This is a genomic window from Vibrio sp. G-C-1 (assembly GCF_021728015.1).
GTDB classification, from domain to species: domain Bacteria; phylum Pseudomonadota; class Gammaproteobacteria; order Enterobacterales; family Vibrionaceae; genus Vibrio; species Vibrio splendidus.
Genome location: NZ_JAKKCR010000014.1, coordinates 60828 through 80199, shown reverse-complemented (window position 1 = coordinate 80199; position 19372 = coordinate 60828). Strand labels below are relative to the sequence as shown.

Genomic DNA, 19372 nt, shown 5'->3' with positions numbered 1-19372 from the left:
AAGAAAGTAAGTCAGTACGACTTACTGACGATTTCAACGTCCCTTTTCAATCATGTTCATCCGCAATGGTTAAGTGAGATTACGTTATGTCTCAGCAATACTCAGAGCTCTTCTGCCAAAGTAATTACTCCTTTCTAGAGGGAGCTTCGCATGCGGAAGAGCTTGTTTTACAGGCCGACTTCTTACGCTACAAAGCACTCGCTGTTACCGACGAGTGCTCGGTGGCGGGCATCGTTAAAGTTCACTCTGCGATCAAGCAACATAAACTGTCGCTCAAGCAAATTGTCGGGAGTATGTTTTGGTTAAATGAAGAGTGCCAAGTAGTGTTGTTATGTCCGAATAGAACGGCCTATGCAGAGCTGTGTCGTATTATTACCAATGCTAGACGTCGTAGCACCAAGGGACATTATCAGCTCTCTGAGTGGGATATCATGTCGGCTAAGCACTGCTTTATTCTTTGGCTTCCTCAACAGAAAAATGAAGACGCGCACTGGGGGCAATGGCTATCCCAACATCATTCAGGTCGGCTGTGGATCGGCTTACAACGACACCTAAAACAAACCGACCAGCAGTACACAGATTACTGCGTTGAGCTGTCACAACATCATCAACTGCCGATAACAGCTTGTGGTGGCGTGCTGATGCACAATGCTAACCGCTTACCCTTGCAGCACTCACTCACTGCGATCAAGCACCAAAAACCCATTACTGAAGTGGGTAGTCACTTACTGGCCAATGCCGAGCGCTGTTTACGAAGCATCAATAAGCTCTCACGTATTTTCAAAGCGGAGTGGCTAGAAGAGAGCAACCGAATCTCAGAACTGTGCGAATTTGAGTTAAACAGTTTGCGCTACGAATATCCAAGCGAGCTGATTCCTCAAGGTGAGACGCCCATGAGTTATCTGCGCATGTTGGTCGAAAGAGGGAAACAAGCTCGCTTCCCACAAGGTGTGCCTCGCGACATTCAACAAATCATAGATAAAGAGCTCGGGCTGATTGGTGAGCTCAACTACCCTTTCTTCTTCCTCACTATCCACGACATCGTGATGTTTGCTAAAAGCCAAGGCATTCTTTACCAAGGTCGAGGTTCAGCGGCCAATTCCGTGGTCTGTTATTGCTTAGAAATCACCTCAGTCGACCCAAGGCAGATCTCGGTGCTGTTTGAGCGTTTCATCAGTAAAGAGCGCGATGAGCCGCCTGATATTGATGTCGATTTTGAACACGAACGCCGTGAAGAAGTCATCCAATACATCTACCAAAAATACGGTAGAGAAAGAGCCGCGCTTGCTGCAACGGTCATTTCTTATCGCTTTAAAAGTGCGGTAAGAGATGTCGGTAAAGCATTAGGGCTACAAGAAACTCAGCTCGACTACTTCATTAAGAACACCAATCGCAGGGACAAAAGCCTAGGTTGGCAGGCTCAGCTCACTCAATTGGGGCTACAACCTGATTCTTTGAAGGGACAACAGTTTATCCACTTGGTGAATGAGATCATCGGCTTTCCACGCCACTTATCTCAACACGTCGGTGGCTTTGTCATATCTTCAGGGCCTTTGTATGAATTGGTTCCTGTCGAGAATGCCGCGATGCACGAACGAACCATAATTCAATGGGATAAGGATGATCTAGAAACCTTGGGACTGCTTAAAGTCGATGTGCTTGCACTGGGTATGCTCTCTGCGATTCGTAAATGTTTTGACCAAATCAAACGCATTCATGGTCGCTCGCTAACGATCGCAGAGATCACACGTCTCAAGGACGATCCTCAGGTTTACAGTATGATTCAGCGAGCAGACACGGTCGGGATATTCCAAATTGAGTCACGAGCGCAAATGAGTATGCTGCCAAGGCTTAAACCGAGGACTTATTACGACTTGGTGATTCAAATCGCTATCGTACGCCCAGGTCCTATTCAGGGTGATATGGTACATCCGTTTCTCAAGCGTCGAGATGGCATTGAGCCAATCAGCTATCCATCTAAAGATGTGGAATCGGTACTGTCGCGCACCTTGGGTGTACCGATATTCCAAGAGCAAGTGATTAAACTCGCGATGGTGGCCGCAGGCTTCACAGGCGGAGAAGCAGATCAACTCAGACGCGCGATGGCCGCTTGGAAAAAAAATGGCAACGTCTTTAAGTTTAAAAACAAGCTTATCGAGGGCATGCAAAAGCGTGGCTATGAGACAGAATTTGCCGAACAGATCTTTAAACAGATATGCGGCTTTGGCGAGTACGGTTTTCCTGAAAGCCATTCCGCTTCGTTTGCGGTGTTAGCGTATTGCTCAGCTTGGTTGAAATGCTATTACCCAGAGTGTTTCTACGCTTCTTTACTGAATAGCCAACCCATGGGCTTTTATAGCCCATCACAGTTGGTACAAGACGCACAGCGACACAATGTGGTGGTTCTTCCGGTATGTGTGAACGCCTCACAAGACAACCATATAATCGTTGAACATCAGAATGGTTTAGCGATTCGCTTAGGGCTGCGACAAATCAAAGGATTCAGCGAACATGGAATTCAAAGCGTGCTCGCCAATCGTCCACCATCCGGTTATCGACACCCTAGCCAAGTGAAACAGTTATCGATGAATAAAAAAGATATCGAGCTACTGGCCTCCGCAAATGCGCTGAATAATGTCTCAGGAGATCGTTTTCAGACGCGTTGGGCAATGATGGACTCAGCCTCTGATCTACCTTTGTTTAACCAAGTCGATGATTATACAGAAGATGATAATGGCGAGCTCTCATTGCATCAACCCAGTGAGATGCAAGATCTACTCGAAGATTTCACCAGTGTCGGGATTTCATTAAACAAACACCCAATCACTTTACTCGAAGAAGCCAATCGATTAGGTCGATTCACACACATGAAGGACTTAATACAACAGAGACACAAATCCATGGTCACCGTTGTCGGATTAGTCACGGGTAAGCAATCACCCGGCACCGCAGGTGGGGTCACCTTTGTCACATTGGAAGATAACACAGGCAATATTAATGTTGTGGTCTGGGGAGCCACCGCGCGCGCCCAACAACAAGCTTATCTCACAGCCAAGGCTTTAAAGGTACAAGGGATATTAGAAAAAGAAGGAGAAGTCGTGCATGTTATCGCGGGGAAGCTCATCGATATTACCGAGGAGATTGTTGGCTTGAACACCAAGTCTCGGGATTTTCATTAGCGATGTATCAACTGTTTTTCGATCGTCTATTGACTAAGAAAAGATAGACGGAGAAACGAAAAAAGAAAGAAACGAAAAAGGGAAGCATCAGCTTCCCTTCAATTCAATTTGTTGAGTTATGACTCAACTTCAGCTTCCGTACGTCTTTTCTTAAATTCCCTATACAGTAATAAGCTCAAAGTCATTACGACTTTAGAAGTCAACCATATCATTAAGAGGAACTACCTTAGATTGTGTGTGAAAAGTTACGCTAGTAGTTGAGCATATTTCGTTAAGAAAAATATGCTGCGTGAATATTAGCAAACGTTTTCCATAAGGTCACTCAAAATAACCGTACAGCAGTCTTAATTATAAAATCTGACGCATTCGTTCTTGAGTCACTTCAACCAGAAGGTCCGGTTGGAACTTAGAAATAAAGCGATTACACCCTACTTTCTCAACCATAGCTTCATTAAAACTTCCACTTAATGAGGTATTTAGCGTGATGAATAGGTCATGCATTCTTGGATCCGTACGCACTTCATGCGTCAGTTTATAGCCGTCCATTTCAGGCATTTCTGCATCGGTGATCATCAACAATATTTCTTGATTGATGTCTTTGCCTTCATCACACCAGCCCTTAAGTAAGGTCAGTGCTTCTAAACCATCACAACATTCAATAATGTTCAAACCCAATTGCGATAAGGTACCTTTGATCTGGTTACGCGCGGTTGAAGAGTCATCAACGATAAGTACATTACGTCCAACCATTTCATTGGCAAGTTGCTCATCTAATACACCGTCAGAAATCGAAACATCATAATCGATGATTTCAGCGAGTACCTTTTCAACATCAATAATCTCAACGATCTTGTGCTGCTCTTCTTCTTGAATATGCGTGATAGCCGTCAGGTAATTGGCACGACCCGTTGTCTTTGGAGGCGGCTGAATTTCAGTCCACGTCGTATTCACGATATTACGCACTTGTCCAACTAAGAAACCTTGTACAGTTCGATTGTATTCCGTGATGATCAAGTTATTTTCTTGAGTCTCATCTCGTGACGGTGGGAAGCCAATCGCGCTGCGCAAATCGATAACAGGCACCGATTCACCACGTAGAGACGCAACACCCGTAATATGGTGGTGAGAGCCCGGCAAGCGAGTGAGTACTGGCACTTTTAGGACTTCTTTCACTTTAAATACGTTAATCGCAAAAAGTTGACGACTGTTTAAGCTGAATAACAAGAGCTCCAGACGGTTTTCACCGACCAGTTTGGTTCTCTGATCAACCGAATTTAAAACGCCAGACATACAACACCTTAGTGACAAATAATAACTGTGGCTACAATAACCTATTTCAATAGGTTAAAGCAAAGCGCCAATGCACAGAATGCTTAAACTAAGTACAACAAATGATGTTATACAAAGCTTAAGTACATGGAAAGGTTTCGGGTGAGGCTAAAGGACGAGTATAAGGAGTTAACCTTCAACAACTTTCATTAACAGTTGGCCATCATATAAGGCTTGTTTAACAAGCGCAGCACCAGGCATGGTTGCTTGTTTATAGAATCGAGATTCCACCAGCTCTAAATCTTGATGGTAAACCGATAAACTCTGCTCTTCGATACACTTTTGAATCGCAGGGTACAACACGCTTTTAGCCTGATTGATAACACCACCCACCAAGATTTTCTCAGGGTTGAAAAGGTTAATCACAATCGCTATCGCGGCACCTAAGTAACGACCTAGCTGTTCAATAACTTCAACAGCCAATGGATCGCCATCAGCAGCGGCAGCACAGATCTGTTCAATAGTGACATCTTCAAACACAGTTAATGACGATGCTTCACCATTAGCCAGTCGCTCTTTCACTTGATCACGGATCGCCTGAGAACTCGCGACTGTTTCTAAGCAGCCTCGGTTACCACAATGACAAAGTTTGCCCTGCTTATCGATCTGAATATGCCCAAGTTCACCGATATTACCGTGGCGACCTTGCAACACTCGGCCGTCAAGGATGATCCCAGCACCGACACCATGGTGAATCGAGATAAGAACTGAATTATCGTTGTCTTGTGAGTGACCAAACAGCTTCTCTGCTAATGCCCAAGCTCGGGTATCATTGGCAATAAAAACAGGCAGACCGGTTTCTTTGTAAATCTCAGGACCCAACGCTAAATTTTTAACGTTGTAGTGCGGCATCTGCAACACAATACCTTGCTCAGAATTCACAAGACCCGGTAGCGTAACCGCAATGCTTGTTACCCTATCGAGTTGCTCAGCATAGGTTTGGAAAAATTCATCAATTTCATGTAGAAGACGCGCAAGCACATCATCTTGGTCACGTTCATGAATATCAATCTTGGTATCGATAAGCACGTCGCCGCCCAATTCATGAAGCGCGATCGTCAAGTATCCGCGACCAAGACGCATCGACAGAAACTGCCAACCTTCGTTATTGGTTTGCAGACCGACAGCAGGACGCCCACGAGTAGTGGCTTCTTGAACCGTCGTTTCGTGAATAAGGTGAGCTTCAATGAGTTCACGGGTAATTTTAGTAATACTCGCCGGAGCCAACTCACTTTGCTTGGACAGATCGATACGAGAAATAGGACCTTTAAGGTCAATTAGTTTATATACACGACCAGCATTGACCTGTTTGATATGATCAATATGGCCCGGTTGAGCCATGTACATTTTACGCTCCAGAAATCATCAACGAGTTAATTTTTTTACTTTGCGAAGTAATTGTGAAGTCACTTGGTATATCGCCGTGACCAGTATCACGTATATACATGAATCTTTGTGTATCGAGTCAAATAGTTCGAGGAAAATTAACACCAAAATCGATAAATTGAGACTTAATTTTCAGAATAAAACATCGTTATTGAGCCCTGAATTCAATAATTAGAGACAAATAATGAAATATCTCCCTAGCTCCCAATAAATAATCAATTAATGCATATACTTAATTCAGTCTTTTGAAAGATTACTTGGCCTCACTCTAGGAGTATTCATGACAGCCGAATTAAGAAAAACGAAAATCGTCACAACGCTAGGCCCTTCTACTGATAAAGGTAACGTGCTTGAAGAGATCATCAAAGCCGGTGCCAATGTCGTCCGTATGAATTTCTCTCACGGCACCAGCGACGACCATATACAACGCGCAGAAAACGTCAGAGCAATTGCAAAAAGACTTGGTACTCAAATCGCTATTCTCGGTGACTTACAAGGCCCCAAGATTCGAGTATCGACATTCAAAGATGGTAAAATCCAACTTGCTGTGGGTGACAAATTCACTCTCGACAGTAGCCTAGGTTTAGGTGCAGGCAACCAACAAGCGGTCGGTCTTGATTATAAAGAATTACCTAACGACGTTTCAGCTAACGACATCCTGTTACTCGACGATGGTCGTGTTCAGCTGAAAGTGACCGAAGTGGAAGGCTGTCGCGTTCATACAGAAGTCATCATTGGCGGTCCACTGTCAAATAACAAAGGCATCAATAAAAAAGGCGGTGGCCTTTCCGCAGAAGCGCTAACAGAAAAAGATAAGCGCGACATCGTCACCGCAGCCCAAATCAAAGTGGATTACCTCGCAGTGTCTTTCCCACGCAACGGCGCAGACATGCACTACGCTCGTCAGCTTGCACGAGAAGCGGGCTTAGAAGCTCACCTTGTAGCAAAAGTAGAGCGAGCAGAGACGGTAGCTACTGTTGAGAACATGGATGACATCATAATGGCCTCAGATGTGGTCATGGTGGCTCGTGGGGACCTCGGAGTAGAGATTGGCGACCCTGAATTGGTCGGAGTACAAAAACAGCTTATACGCCGTGCTAGAGCGCTTAACAGAACCGTCATCACCGCAACTCAGATGATGGAATCAATGATCTCAGCACCAATGCCAACCCGTGCCGAAGTGATGGACGTTGCCAATGCGGTACTTGATGGAACAGATGCGGTCATGCTTTCAGGTGAAACCGCTGCCGGTGATTACCCGGTTGAAACCGTAAAATCGATGGCAGAAGTCTGTATTGGCGCAGAGAAAATGGCGGGCATTAATAACCAATCCAATTACCGTATTGACCGTACTTTTGTCACCGCCGAAGAAACTGTCTCAATGGCAACCATCTACTCTGCAAACCATATGGAAGGCATTAAGGGCGTAGTCACTCTCACCGAGTCAGGCCGTACTGCACTGATGATGTCTCGTCTAAGTGCTGATATGCCTATCTACGCGCTGTCTCGTAACGAAGGAACACTTAATCGCTGCACCTTGTACCGAGGTGTGACACCTATCTACTTCGAGACAGAAGCCGAGGATAGCTTTGACATTGCCCTATCTACGCTCACTTGCCTAAAAGAGAAAGAGCATCTTAAGTTTGGCGATCTCGTGATCGTCACTCAAGGCGACATTATGGACGTGGCGGGCTCAACCAACTGCATGAGAATCTTGCCTGTCACTTAATCAGTTAGTGTTTGATTAGGTCAGTTCGTTGATCAGCGACCCAGCCAAGATCAAAAAAGGGTTATTGAACTAAGTTCAGTAACCCTTTTTCACTTCAGAACCTTGTTAGCTCATTACGTACTAACTTTCAAATTCGAGTATTACTTATCAATTTCGAATATTACTTAGCAATTTCGAATATTATTTATCAGCAGCGCAAGTCGCCAACTGTGGCATATGTGAGCTGCGAGCGTTTTCCGTTGAAGTATAGGTTTCTACAAATCGGTAACCCGCCTCTAAACCTAAGTCGTAATCGTACAGCAAATCTTCCTTGTCACTCATCAAAGAGCTCGACTTAAGCGGTTTGCTGGGTGCAATTTGAACAACAAACGCATCGTCCGGTGGAGAGTTCAAAAAGTTCTGAGTTAATGAGTAGGTCTGATAATGAACCATCAACATGTCAGCTAAGCCAGAATCAAACTTATCGCCAATCAAATGACTTAAACGATAAATATCATCAGCACCAAATAGCCATCGTCCACCATTGAGCAGATCAAGGTGCCCTCTATCGCGCTTTTGCTCCTTTGAACGGAGAATTTGCTGCTGAAAGAATGACGTCCAATCGGTTTTCCATTGTTCTACTTTTTGTTGCCAATGATCTTGCACACTATCAAACGACTCACGGAACCATTCCAACTCCTCAGCCGATATAGGCTTAGGTGCTTTCATTAAGGCATGTTTACCTTGAATCTCCTTGGATAGCTCGGCTCCCTCTTCCAATACAGGCTCAGTACGTATCACGACTATCGATCGAGCTTGCCTACGCCATGCTTCTTGCACAGGAATAGACGCAGACACGCCACCGTCAACATAAGCACTGTCACCAATGAAGATTTCATCATTGTACAGACGAGGGATGGCACAGGTCGCAATCATCACTTTGTACCAGTCTTCTCCCATCAGAGGAAAATAATGGTCTCGTAAATCTTTAGAATCCGTTACTGCCGCAGAGAAATGGCGATCACCTAAGGTTTGTCGTCCCAAATCAAGATCAAGTTTGTATGGGTAAGCCATGATCTGTTCTAAGGCCCACTCTAAACCTAAGTTCTGTCGCTTTCGTATATAAGAGAAAAGATTGAAGAATTCTGGAGCCGTCGTTAAATCGAGAACGAAAGAACGACCTAGCCCTTTATCACGGCACAGATAGGCACACAAATTAAGCGCACCCGCTGAGGTGCCAAAGAATTCGTCGAAAGGGTCAAAATTAGAAAGAAGAAATGCGTCCAGCACACCAGCCGTAAAAATACTTCGCTGTCCGCCGCCTTGGGCAACCAGTGCTGTTTTTCCAGCAATAAACTTAGCGTAGTAATCTAAGTCTATTGCCGAATCAATATTGGTTATAATCCCACTATTCATTATTCCCTGAGTATAAAAACTCAGCCTCGCAATAGATGGTATTAGCTACCAATCGCAATAAAGCCAAACGAAAGAATGATGGTGTAGATTACTACTGTTATTTGTAGCGCATTTTTCAGATTATGGTCCATAAACACCTCTGGCTTATTATTAATTTGTCGAGTCTCTATTTAAGTATTATCAGGTGTGTGAAGTATCTTCAAGAATCGTCGAAATTAGTCGCACAATATTGATGTAACCATCACAATTAGTAAGTGTATGGATAAGGATATACTCATGAATAACAAAGCAAATATGATTGCGCTTGTTGCGCTCATTTCCGCTTCAAACTTGTATGCAGCACCGGAAATTATTATCACTCCGATGATTGGTTATACAGGTGGTGGTAGCGTCGAAGACCAGGATGGTAATACTTATGATATGGAAGGTTCAGAAAACTTCACCTTCGCCATTGAAACTCCGCTTGAGAAAGGTCGTATCGGCTTTTTCTATTCCAATCAGAGCTCTGAGTTAGAAACGCTCAATCTAAGCTCCTCAATTCAATACCTGCACTTTCAAAGTAGTATCTACTACCCTGCTTCCTCTGCGTTGTCAGGCTATCTAGGGTTAGGTCTTGGTGCTTCTTACGTTGATGTAGATTGGGCGAAAGATAAATATGGGTTCTCAACTTCTATCTTTGGTGGCTTAGAGTACAAATTCAGTGACCGCTTAGCGTTAAATACACAAGTACGTTGGCTAGGTACTGTGGTCGACAACGACACCTCTGGTGTTTGTAACGTACCGAGCAATGGCCAAGACTGCATCATCCGCTTTGATACTGACTGGATGAACCAATTCCAAGCCAATGTCGGATTGAGTTTTACCTTCTAGGTTGAGTCCCCATATTGGATCAATCAGTCTTTAGACTAGAAGTATTCTAAGGAAATGAAAAAACCAGCTTGATGCTGGCTTTTTCATTATAAAAACGGTTTTCAGTTCAACTTAGAACTTGTAGGTCACACCTAGTGCGCCGCCTACTTGTAACTCAACACCTTTGTACATGTCGAGCTCAGGGTGAACTTGTGCGTAAGCATTCCAACCTTCATAGAAATTCACTTTCACGCCTAGCGGCAAACGCAAACCAAAGTCGTCATTCCATTCAGCCCAAGCACCAGCGCCTACATACCAGCTCAACGGAGCTTCAGTTTCAAACTGACCACGCTTAAAAATATAGTCAAATGCAGCGCCGTCATTGCCAATCGTAGCACGGTATTTCTGATCAAATTCCACAACGACACTCAGGTCTTGGTCGATGGCGAGTCCAACTTCCAAATCTGGGGCTTCAGAAGCGTGAGCAAACGAGGCTCCGCTGCAGCACATAAGGCCGATCAAGTAACGATGTTTCATAATATTCTCAGACTGTTTTGAAAAAACGGTAGGTTACTTGAATCATAGCTAAAGATGTCATCACTTGGTTAAAGATCGCAGCCATTAAACGATCAAGAACGAGTAACAACACATCGAGTTAAGTGGTAATTCACTGATTTAGAAAAGATGAAACGCAGAAAGGTCTTTCATAGAGCAGAAAACAAAAAAGGAGGCCTTTCGGCCTCCTTTCAATTTATTGAATCAGTGAATTAACCGTTGTTACGAATCCACTCATCCATGTCTGTCTTAAGGTTGTCAGACTTAGTACCGAAGATAGCTTGTACGCCACCAGCAACTACAACAACACCTGCAGCACCTAGTTTCTTCAGTTTGTCTTGGTCAACAGCTTCTGTATCAGCTACTGCAACACGTAGACGAGTAATACAAGCGTCAAGACCAGTGATGTTCGCTTTGCCACCGAATGCAGCAACTAACTCACCAGCAAGCTCAGTACCAGTTGCAACGATGTCGTCTTCTGACTCGTCTTCGCGACCTGGAGTTTTAAGGTCAAGTGCTTTAATCACAGTGCGGAATACAATGTAGTAAATTGCAGCGTAACCAATACCACATACAACCATTAGGCCCATCTTAGACGCGTTGCCAGATAGAACTAGGAAGTCGATTAGACCGTGTGAGAAAGATGTACCGTGTACAAAACCTAGAGTGTTCGCAAGAACGTATGCAGAACCAGCTAGTAGAGCGTGGATTGCGTACAGTACTGGAGCAACGAATAGGAATGAGAATTCGATTGGTTCAGTGATACCCGTTAGGAATGAAGTCAACGCAGCAGAAGCCATGATGCCCATTACTTTAGCGCGGTTTTCAGGCTTAGCTGAGTGTGCAATTGCGATTGCAGCAGCAGGTAGACCGAACATCTTGAACATGTAACCACCAGCTAGCTGACCGAAGCCATTGCCCGCTGCACGAGATGCGTCATCAGCAACTAGGTAACAAGTAAGAACACCGTTTTGAGTTTCGCCAGCAGCGTTTACACAAGTACCAGCTTCAAAGAAGAAAGGTACGTTCCAAACGTGGTGAAGACCAAATGGAATTAGAGAACGCTCAACGATACCGTAGATACCAAACGCCACTTGTGGGTTTTGGTGAGCAGCCCAATCAGAGAACGCAGAGATAGCGCCGCCAACTGGTGGCCATACTACAGATAGTAGGATTGCTAGACCAATCGCAGAGAAACCTGTGATGATTGGCACGGCACGCTTACCAGCGAAGAAGCCTAGGTACTCTGGTAGTTGAATACGGAAGAAACGGTTGAATGCCCAAGCAGCAACACCACCGACTAGGATACCACCTAGTACACCAGTATCGATTTTATCAACGCCCATTACACCAGCCATTACGCCAAGTGTAGCAGTCATGATGCCGTAACCAACGATAGCAGCTAGACCAGCTACACCGTCGTTATTAGTAAAGCCAAGTGCTACACCTACTGCGAACAGTAGTGCCATTTGACCGAATACTGAACCACCCGCTTGTTCCATTAAGTTTGAAACAATTTCTGGAATGAAAGGAAGGTCTGCTGCACCGACACCTAGCAAAATACCCGCAACTGGTAAAACTGATACTGGTAGCATCAGAGACTTACCAACTTTCTGCAGGTTAGCAAAAAGGTTCTTAAACATGTTTATGCTCCTGATAAAGATAAAATAATTATATGGGTTCTAACGGCACACCCCCGTAGCCTATATGTTAGCACCCAGTGAAAATGTAACCATGTATTGCATTATATTTTCTGCCGCTAAATATATATTGATGCGGAACTAACTTTCTAGTCACTTACGAAATTTAGTTTCAAAACACGTCTTGGATCACATGTCAAATCTAGAAATGCAATGCTTTACAAGTAATTAAATCATTGAAATATATCTATATTTTTTGGTAGGCGTATTATTTTACTGGGTAAATAAAATAGGAGCTAATGTTATTTTTAGTAACAAAATTACAAATGATGTAAATAGTGCTCTCAAGTTCAACATAATTAGTAAACATTAAAAAAAAACGTACTTTTGGTGATCAAAAACACAAAAAGGGAGCTTTCGCTCCCTTTTATTTGTTTAGTTAGTTTTTTATCGCAAAAAAAGTTTTCGGTAATTTTTGGTTGTTTGTTCAGCAACCTCTTTCATTGACAGCCCTTTCAACTGCGCGATATAAGCCGCTACTTCGACTACATATGCAGGCTGATTCTGTTTACCTCGATATGGAATTGGAGCCAAGTATGGCGAATCCGTCTCGATCAGCAACCTATCTAGCGGTAGGTTTTTCACAACATCTTTAAGTTCTGTGGCTTGTTTAAAGGTCACAATACCTGAGATCGAGATATAAAAACCTAACTCCATTGCCGCTTCGGCGAACGCTTGATCTTCAGTAAAGCAATGAATCACACCGCCGCACTTCTCTGCTCCACCATCGCGTAAAATAGCTAACGTATCTTCACGCGCGTTACGCGTGTGGATGATCAAAGGTTTATTAAGCTCAACAGCCAACTCAACGTGCTGCTTAAACCTAAGCTGTTGTAGTTCTGCCGTCTCTGGCTGGTAGTGATAATCTAAGCCTGTCTCACCTATCGCCACAACCTTTGGATTGCTCGCATACTCACGCATTCTTTCTAGACAGAAATCGCTCTCTACATCGAGAGGGTGAACGCCACAAGAAGCTTTAACGTTATCGAACGGCGAGATCATCTCAAGCATATTTTCAAACGAGTCTAATGTCACACCGACAGAAAGCAGTTGGTCTACGTTTGCTGCCTTCGCCTTATTAACCACGTCTTCTACACTGGTGTGTAAATCTTGGTAATCCAGTTTGTCTAAATGACAGTGGGAATCTACGAACATATTTCCTCGCAAGTGGCGATCAGCCAGTTCATTATGAGTAGCTCCGTATTGAGCCCGGGGTGTTGCTTTAACTGCTCAATCAATATCAACAGTTTATTCGATGCTGCGTAAGCACTTTGATAAGACATTACCTCAACCAAAGCTTTCGCACTCGGAGTCATCGCCTGATTCGCCAAACCAAAATGCAGCTTTTGCACGTCAGACAGTAAGTGCCATAGCCAGCCTAGTTGAACCAAAGGGTCTTTACTAAGCTCTGTGGAAAACTTCAGCATGTCAGGTTGAGTGCCTTTGATTACATTGACAAAGCCATCGAGCACTTTTGTTGAGGCTTCAACACCGCCTTGCTCAAACATGGCTTTCGCTTTCAAAGGCGCGTTGTCATTGAGCGCTAGAATATACTGCGGAACCGCTTTACCTACTTCCCCATCTAGCCAAGTCGATCCAGTATCCAACTGTGGGCTAACCACATTGAATTGCTGACAGCGGCTAATAATAGTCGGCATTAAGCGATTACTGTTACGAGTAGAAAGAATGAAGATGCACTTACTTGATGGCTCTTCTAGAGTTTTCAGCAATGCGTTCGACGCCGATTCGTTCATCGCCTCGGCAGGGTTAAGCAAGATAACGCGCAAACCACCTAACTGGGACGATTGTTGAGCCCAGCGGTTACTCGCACGTACTTGGTCAACGGTAATCGATTTACCTTCTTTCTCAGGTTCAATCACATGGAAATCCGGATGACTCCCCGATTTCATCAATTCACAACTGTGGCAAAATCCACACGACTCGCTTTCGTAATTAGTACACATCAATGCATCGGTAAGTTGGCTAATCAGCGCATCAACGCCGAGCCCTTCCGGTGCATTAACAATCACAGAGTTAGGAAAACGCTCTGCATCGAGACTTTTTTTCCACTCACTCCATACAGGTGTGAGCCAAGAATACACTTCAGCCATGACTACCTACTGTTTATTGAGCCAAGCACTTAGCGCGACTTTAATATCAGCGGCTACTTGCTCAATTTCTTGCTGTGCATTAATCACGAGTACAGAATCGTCTTGCCCTGCGATTTCTAGGTAGCGCTCACGCGTTCGGTCAAAAAATGAGATATCCATCTTTTCAATTCTATCAAGCTCACCACGGCCTCTCGCACGCTCTAGTCCGACTCTAGGGTCTAGGTCCAAATATAGCGTTAGATCTGGCTTAAAGCCGCCTAGCGTGGTTGCTTTCAGTGATTCCATCGTAGTGCGTGCTATCTGACGACCACCACCTTGATAAGCTTGAGATGACATATCATGGCGATCACCCAACACCCATTTACCGCTGTCTAATGCGGGCTTGATGACGTTCTCGACTAATTGAACACGTGCCGCGTACATCAGCAATAGTTCCGTCATATCTTGAAGCTTCTCACCTTCGTGTTCTTCTTTAACCAATGAACGCATCTTTTCAGCTAAGACAGTGCCACCCGGCTCACGAGTATTGACGATATCTTCAACACCCGATGCTTTTAATGTCTCAACGATGGCATTAATTGCTGTACTTTTGCCAGCACCTTCAAGGCCTTCAACTACGATAAATTTCGACTGATTCATAATTATTTCTTTATTTGTTTTTTCTTAATTGCTTTAAGTAAGCTCGTACTGCACGGTTATGCTCAGTCAAACTCTTTGAAAATACGTGACCGCCTGTTCCACTCGCAACGAAATACAGGTAGTTGCTCTTCTCTGGATTCAGCGCAGCATTGATAGACGCTTTGCCCGCCATTGCAATAGGCGTCGGTGGTAAACCACTCATTGTATAAGTGTTGTATGGCGTTGGAGTACGTAAGTCTTTCTTACGTATATTGCCTTTGTAACTGTCGCCCATGCCGTAGATAACCGTTGGGTCAGTTTGCAGACGCATACGCTTGTTCAAGCGATTAACGAACACAGAAGACACACGTTCACGCTCTGACGCTACTGCAGTCTCTTTCTCGATGATAGACGCAAGAATTAGCGCTTCATAAGGCGATTTAAGAGGCAGTTTATCGGCTCTATTTTCCCACTCATCATTGACCACGTTCATCAGATCTCGGTGGGCACGTTTCAACAAATCTAAATCCGTTGTGCCATAGGTGTAGTGGTATGTTTCCGCTAAGAAAAGGCCTTCTAGCTTTTCATTTTCAATACCAAGCTTTTGTGCGATCTCTTTTTCAGAGACATCATTCAACGTCTGCTGAATGAATTCGTTGTCTTTTAACTGAACAAGCCACTCGTCAAAACGACTGCCTTCTACGAAGGTAATGGTAAATTGGTGCTCTTTCCCTTCGACAAGCACTTGTAGCGCCTGCTCTAGGGTTAAACCGGGTTCAAGCAGAAATGTACCCGCTTTTACGTCTACAAGTTCAGGATGTAACTTACGAATTAATTTCTCGTAAGGAGAAGCCTCAAAAAGCCCCTCGTTAATCAACTGTGCTAGAACACGGTTAAAGCTGCTACCTGAAGCAACGGTAACCACCTGCGGTTTTTCTAATTGAATAACTTGTTTCAGGTTATCTTGCGCTTGGTTGTAAACATAAAAACCAGCAGCAGCGGCTGCGATTAAGCACAAGGTAATAAAAATAAATAACTTTTTGATCACGAGTTTAGTTGTCCTTGAAGGCTACGAGTAACGGTTCCAATGTTGAATTGGGTATCACTAATACGGGTAACGGGGGCAACCCCTAAGATGGAGTTGGTCATGAAAATCTCATCAGCTTGCATGAGTTGAGATAAGCAGTAGTCACTAATTGTAACGGAAAGTTCAGCTTGATTCAGCGCGGTTAACACTTGCTTACGCATAACCCCCGCCACACCACTTTGCGTGAGTTGAGGTGTATATATCATCTGACCTTTGCGCCAAAACAGATTAGCCATGGTGGTTTCAATCACATTGCCCGAGATATCAAGAACTACACCATCAGCTTCATCGGCCTGATCCATTTCATCTTTCATCAAGATCTGCTCAAGACGATTATTGTGCTTATGGCCTGCGAGCAATGGGCTCAAACCTAGTGCTTGTTGGCAGATACCGAGTTCTACACCAGAATCTTGCCACGCTGAATAATGACTAGGGAAATCAAATGTACTGATGGTTATCGTTGGCTTGGCGATATTCTTGGCACTGTAGCCACGACCGCCGGCCCCACGGCTAACGTGTAGCTTTATCCCAGCTTTTTGATTATGAGGCTTGTTTGTATCATGGAGGATCTTTGAACCATAAAGGCTCTTTGTTCCATGAAGATCGTTATCTTGGATATGTTGAAGTGCATTATCGATCCAAAGGCTAACTACATCCCAATCAAGTGTTGGAATACGTAACGCTTTAAGGCATTCGTCGACACGACATTGATGATCATAAAAATGCTGAACCTGACCCTCTTGGACAAGCATGGTGGTAAAACAACCATCCCCGTACTGAAACGAACGATCCAAGATATCGACAGTTTGCTGGCTTTCTCCATCAACCCAAAACATGTTTTTCCCCATAAAAAGAAACGGCTCAATGCTAAAGCATCAAGCCGTTTAAAAACAAGTCTAATTATGACTATCTACGAATGTTTACATCTTTAATAAGATGATTAAATCTTTTTGAAGATCAAACAGCCGTTTGTACCACCGAAACCGAATGAGTTACATGCAGCATATTCCATACCGCTAACTTTACGCGCAGTGTGGGGTACTAAGTCAATATCTAAGCCTTCTTCAGGATCATCTAAATTGATTGTTGGTGGAACAATTTGATCAATTAGAGACATCGCTGTGATAATCGCTTCAGCAGAACCTGCAGCACCTAGAAGGTGGCCTGTCATTGATTTCGTAGAAGAAACCAAGACTTGCTTGCTGCCTGCTTCGCCAAGAGCACGCTTGATGCCCTTAACTTCCGCTACGTCACCTGCAGGAGTCGAAGTACCGTGTGCATTAACATAACCGATTTGTTCACCAGTAATGCCAGCATCACGCATAGCCGCTTCCATTGCTAGTGCACCACCAGAGCCATCTTCACTTGGAGATGTCATGTGGTAAGCGTCACCCGACATACCGAAGCCAACTAGCTCACAGTAAATCTTAGCGCCACGAGCTTTAGCATGTTCATACTCTTCAAGAACCATCATGCCTGCACCGTCACCAAGAACGAAGCCGTCACGGCCTTTGTCCCATGGACGAGAAGCTTTTTGAGGCTCATCGTTACGAGTAGACAGTGCTTTAGCCGCACCAAAACCGCCCATACCTAGTGGTGTAGATGCTTTTTCAGCACCACCCGCTAGCATTGCGTCAGCATCGCCGTATGCAATCATACGAGCCGCGTGGCCAATGTTATGTAGGCCAGTCGTACATGCTGTAGAGATCGCGATGTTTGGACCGCGTAGGCCACGCATGATAGACATGTGACCCGCAATCATATTCACGATCGTCGACGGTACGAAGAACGGGCTGATTTTACGAGGGCCTTTTTCAGTTAGAGCCTTGTGACCGGCTTCGATCAAACCAAGACCACCAATACCAGAACCGATAGCAACGCCTACACGAGGAGCGTTTTCTTCAGTAATAGTTAGGGCTGAATCATCTAAAGCTTGAATACCTGCTGCGACGCCGTACTGGATGAACAAGTCCATCTTACGAGCATCTTTTTTAGTCATATACTCTTCGCAGTTAAAGTCTTTAACTAGACCTGCAAAACGAGTTGAGAAATTGGTTGCATCAAAATGATCGATATTAACGATACCACTTTGACCAGCTAGCAGGGCTTTCCAAGAAGATTCTACAGTGTTGCCTACCGGCGACAACATACCCATGCCAGTGACAACTACACGACGCTTGGACACGATATTACACTCCGGGGATTGAGGTGATTTAAGATGAGGATAGATGAGTTAGATAAAACACAGGCGGTCAAGGTGACCGCCTGGGAGAGATTATTACTGAGCGCTAGTTACGTAATCGATAGCAGCTTGAACAGTAGTAATTTTCTCAGCTTCGTCATCTGGGATTTCAGTGTCGAATTCTTCTTCTAGAGCCATTACTAGCTCAACTGTGTCTAGAGAATCTGCACCTAGGTCATCAACGAAAGAAGCTTCGTTTTTAACTTCAGCTTCGTCTACACCTAGCTGTTCAACAATGATTTTCTTTACGCGTTCTTCGAGGTTGCTCATTTTTTCTTTTCCTTTACAGAGTTCGCTTTATGCGATGTTTTCCGTAGTTTATTCAATCTATTGAAAGTTGCAAGGTCAACTTTTCTGGTCAAACCACAATTTTCACGATTTTAACCGAAATTACGTATGATCTTGACTTAAATCATGCACAAATGTTGCACATAATTTACACCATGTACATACCGCCATTGACGTGAAGTGTTTCACCTGTGATATAAGCTGCCGCAGGTGACGCCAAAAATACCACAGCTTCAGCGATTTCGCGAGGGTCACCTAGTCGACCTGCTGGTACATTCGCCAAAGTTGCTGCACGTTGGTCATCATTTAGCGCTTTAGTCATGTCTGTTTCGATGAAACCTGGCGCTACAGTGTTCACTGTAATACCACGAGACGCAACTTCACGAGCCATTGATTTAGTGAAACCAATCACACCAGCTTTTGCTGCTGCGTAGTTAGCTTGACCAGCGTTACCCATAGTACCTACTACAGAACCAACGTTTACGATACGGCCTTGACGCTTCTTCATCATGCCACGCAATACAGCTTTAGACATGCGGAAGATAGGCGTTAGGTTAGTATCAATGATGTCATTCCATTCATCGTCTTTCATACGCATGAGAAGGTTATCACGAGTGATACCTGCGTTGTTAACCAGAATGTCAATCGCACCGAATTCATCGTTGATGGTTTTCAGTGTAGCAGCAATTGAGTCAACATCAGTGACATTAAGAGCAAGACCCTTACCGTTCTCACCAAGGTACTCGCTGATTGCAGCAGCGCCGCCTTCAGACGTAGCAGTACCGATAACTTTAGCACCACGCTCAACTAAAAGCTCAGCGATTGCACGACCGATGCCACGGCTTGCGCCTGTAACTAGTGCAACTTTGCCTTCTAAATTCATCATAACTTCTCTATTAATTGG

At 44.3% G+C, this 19372-nt stretch carries 17 protein-coding genes; 3 read left to right on the top strand and 14 right to left on the bottom strand.

Annotated elements, in window-relative coordinates:
• The first annotated feature begins 86 nt into the window (after window positions 1–86).
• The gene (locus L3V36_RS18955; protein WP_208775273.1) at window positions 87–3179 is read left to right on the top strand and encodes an error-prone DNA polymerase; all 3093 of its coding nucleotides are present in this window, start codon (window positions 87–89) and stop codon (window positions 3177–3179) included.
• Between the two features lie 348 nt (window positions 3180–3527).
• Here the strand turns inward: L3V36_RS18955 and L3V36_RS18950 are convergent, their stop codons facing one another.
• Window positions 3528–4469, bottom strand: coding sequence for a chemotaxis protein CheV (locus L3V36_RS18950; RefSeq protein WP_004736572.1), 942 nt, complete (start codon window positions 4467–4469; stop codon window positions 3528–3530).
• Window positions 4470–4637: 168 nt separating this feature from the next.
• Window positions 4638–5855, bottom strand: coding sequence for an ROK family protein (locus L3V36_RS18945; RefSeq protein WP_017084008.1), 1218 nt, complete (start codon window positions 5853–5855; stop codon window positions 4638–4640).
• Between the two features lie 319 nt (window positions 5856–6174).
• On the opposite strand from L3V36_RS18945, the gene pyk reads away from it, so the two are divergent.
• Window positions 6175–7623: a pyruvate kinase gene (gene pyk / locus L3V36_RS18940; RefSeq protein WP_004736568.1), complete on the top strand. Its 1449-nt coding sequence runs from the start codon at window positions 6175–6177 to the stop codon at window positions 7621–7623.
• A gap of 180 nt (window positions 7624–7803) precedes the next feature.
• Here pyk and L3V36_RS18935 read toward each other — a convergent pair whose 3' ends face one another.
• Both L3V36_RS18935 and L3V36_RS18930 read right to left on the bottom strand, forming a co-directional pair.
• Window positions 7804–9018, bottom strand: coding sequence for a DUF6363 domain-containing protein (locus L3V36_RS18935; protein WP_017088593.1), 1215 nt, complete (start codon window positions 9016–9018; stop codon window positions 7804–7806).
• Window positions 9019–9059: 41 nt separating this feature from the next.
• A complete protein-coding gene (locus tag L3V36_RS18930; protein ID WP_099165371.1) occupies window positions 9060–9149 on the bottom strand; it encodes a YnhF family membrane protein in 90 nt (29 codons plus the stop codon).
• Window positions 9150–9294: 145 nt separating this feature from the next.
• Here L3V36_RS18930 and L3V36_RS18925 point away from each other — a divergent pair, with 145 nt between their 5' ends.
• Window positions 9295–9888: a hypothetical protein gene (locus tag L3V36_RS18925; protein ID WP_026012218.1), complete on the top strand. Its 594-nt coding sequence runs from the start codon at window positions 9295–9297 to the stop codon at window positions 9886–9888.
• Between the two features lie 111 nt (window positions 9889–9999).
• Here L3V36_RS18925 and L3V36_RS18920 read toward each other — a convergent pair whose 3' ends face one another.
• From L3V36_RS18920 to fabG, 10 genes are all read right to left on the bottom strand, one after another.
• The gene (locus L3V36_RS18920) at window positions 10000–10404 is read right to left on the bottom strand and encodes a hypothetical protein (RefSeq protein ID WP_004736563.1); all 405 of its coding nucleotides are present in this window, start codon (window positions 10402–10404) and stop codon (window positions 10000–10002) included.
• A gap of 230 nt (window positions 10405–10634) precedes the next feature.
• Window positions 10635–12065: a PTS glucose transporter subunit IIBC gene (gene ptsG, locus L3V36_RS18915; protein ID WP_004736562.1), complete on the bottom strand. Its 1431-nt coding sequence runs from the start codon at window positions 12063–12065 to the stop codon at window positions 10635–10637.
• A gap of 444 nt (window positions 12066–12509) precedes the next feature.
• Complete coding sequence (locus L3V36_RS18910) at window positions 12510–13277, bottom strand: YchF/TatD family DNA exonuclease (protein WP_017093784.1); 768 nt, start codon at window positions 13275–13277, stop codon at window positions 12510–12512.
• Complete coding sequence (locus tag L3V36_RS18905) at window positions 13268–14233, bottom strand: DNA polymerase III subunit delta' (RefSeq protein WP_208775271.1); 966 nt, start codon at window positions 14231–14233, stop codon at window positions 13268–13270. The genes L3V36_RS18910 and L3V36_RS18905 overlap by 10 nt, the downstream gene beginning before the upstream one ends.
• Before the next feature lie 6 nt (window positions 14234–14239).
• Window positions 14240–14872: a dTMP kinase gene (gene tmk / locus L3V36_RS18900; protein WP_065605493.1), complete on the bottom strand. Its 633-nt coding sequence runs from the start codon at window positions 14870–14872 to the stop codon at window positions 14240–14242.
• A 10-nt stretch (window positions 14873–14882) separates the two neighbouring features.
• The gene (gene mltG / locus L3V36_RS18895) at window positions 14883–15899 is read right to left on the bottom strand and encodes an endolytic transglycosylase MltG (RefSeq protein WP_017078128.1); all 1017 of its coding nucleotides are present in this window, start codon (window positions 15897–15899) and stop codon (window positions 14883–14885) included.
• Window positions 15896–16774: an aminodeoxychorismate lyase gene (gene pabC / locus L3V36_RS18890; protein ID WP_102442256.1), complete on the bottom strand. Its 879-nt coding sequence runs from the start codon at window positions 16772–16774 to the stop codon at window positions 15896–15898. Before pabC ends, mltG begins: the two co-directional genes overlap by 4 nt.
• 104 nt (window positions 16775–16878) lie before the next feature.
• Window positions 16879–18123, bottom strand: a complete 1245-nt coding sequence (gene fabF / locus L3V36_RS18885; RefSeq protein ID WP_004736554.1) for a beta-ketoacyl-ACP synthase II — start codon at window positions 18121–18123, stop codon at window positions 16879–16881.
• 93 nt (window positions 18124–18216) lie between these two features.
• Complete coding sequence (acpP, locus tag L3V36_RS18880; RefSeq protein WP_012603569.1) at window positions 18217–18450, bottom strand: acyl carrier protein; 234 nt, start codon at window positions 18448–18450, stop codon at window positions 18217–18219.
• A gap of 166 nt (window positions 18451–18616) precedes the next feature.
• The gene (fabG, locus tag L3V36_RS18875) at window positions 18617–19351 is read right to left on the bottom strand and encodes a 3-oxoacyl-ACP reductase FabG (RefSeq protein WP_010437280.1); all 735 of its coding nucleotides are present in this window, start codon (window positions 19349–19351) and stop codon (window positions 18617–18619) included.
• Between the last annotated feature and the right edge of the window lie 21 nt (window positions 19352–19372).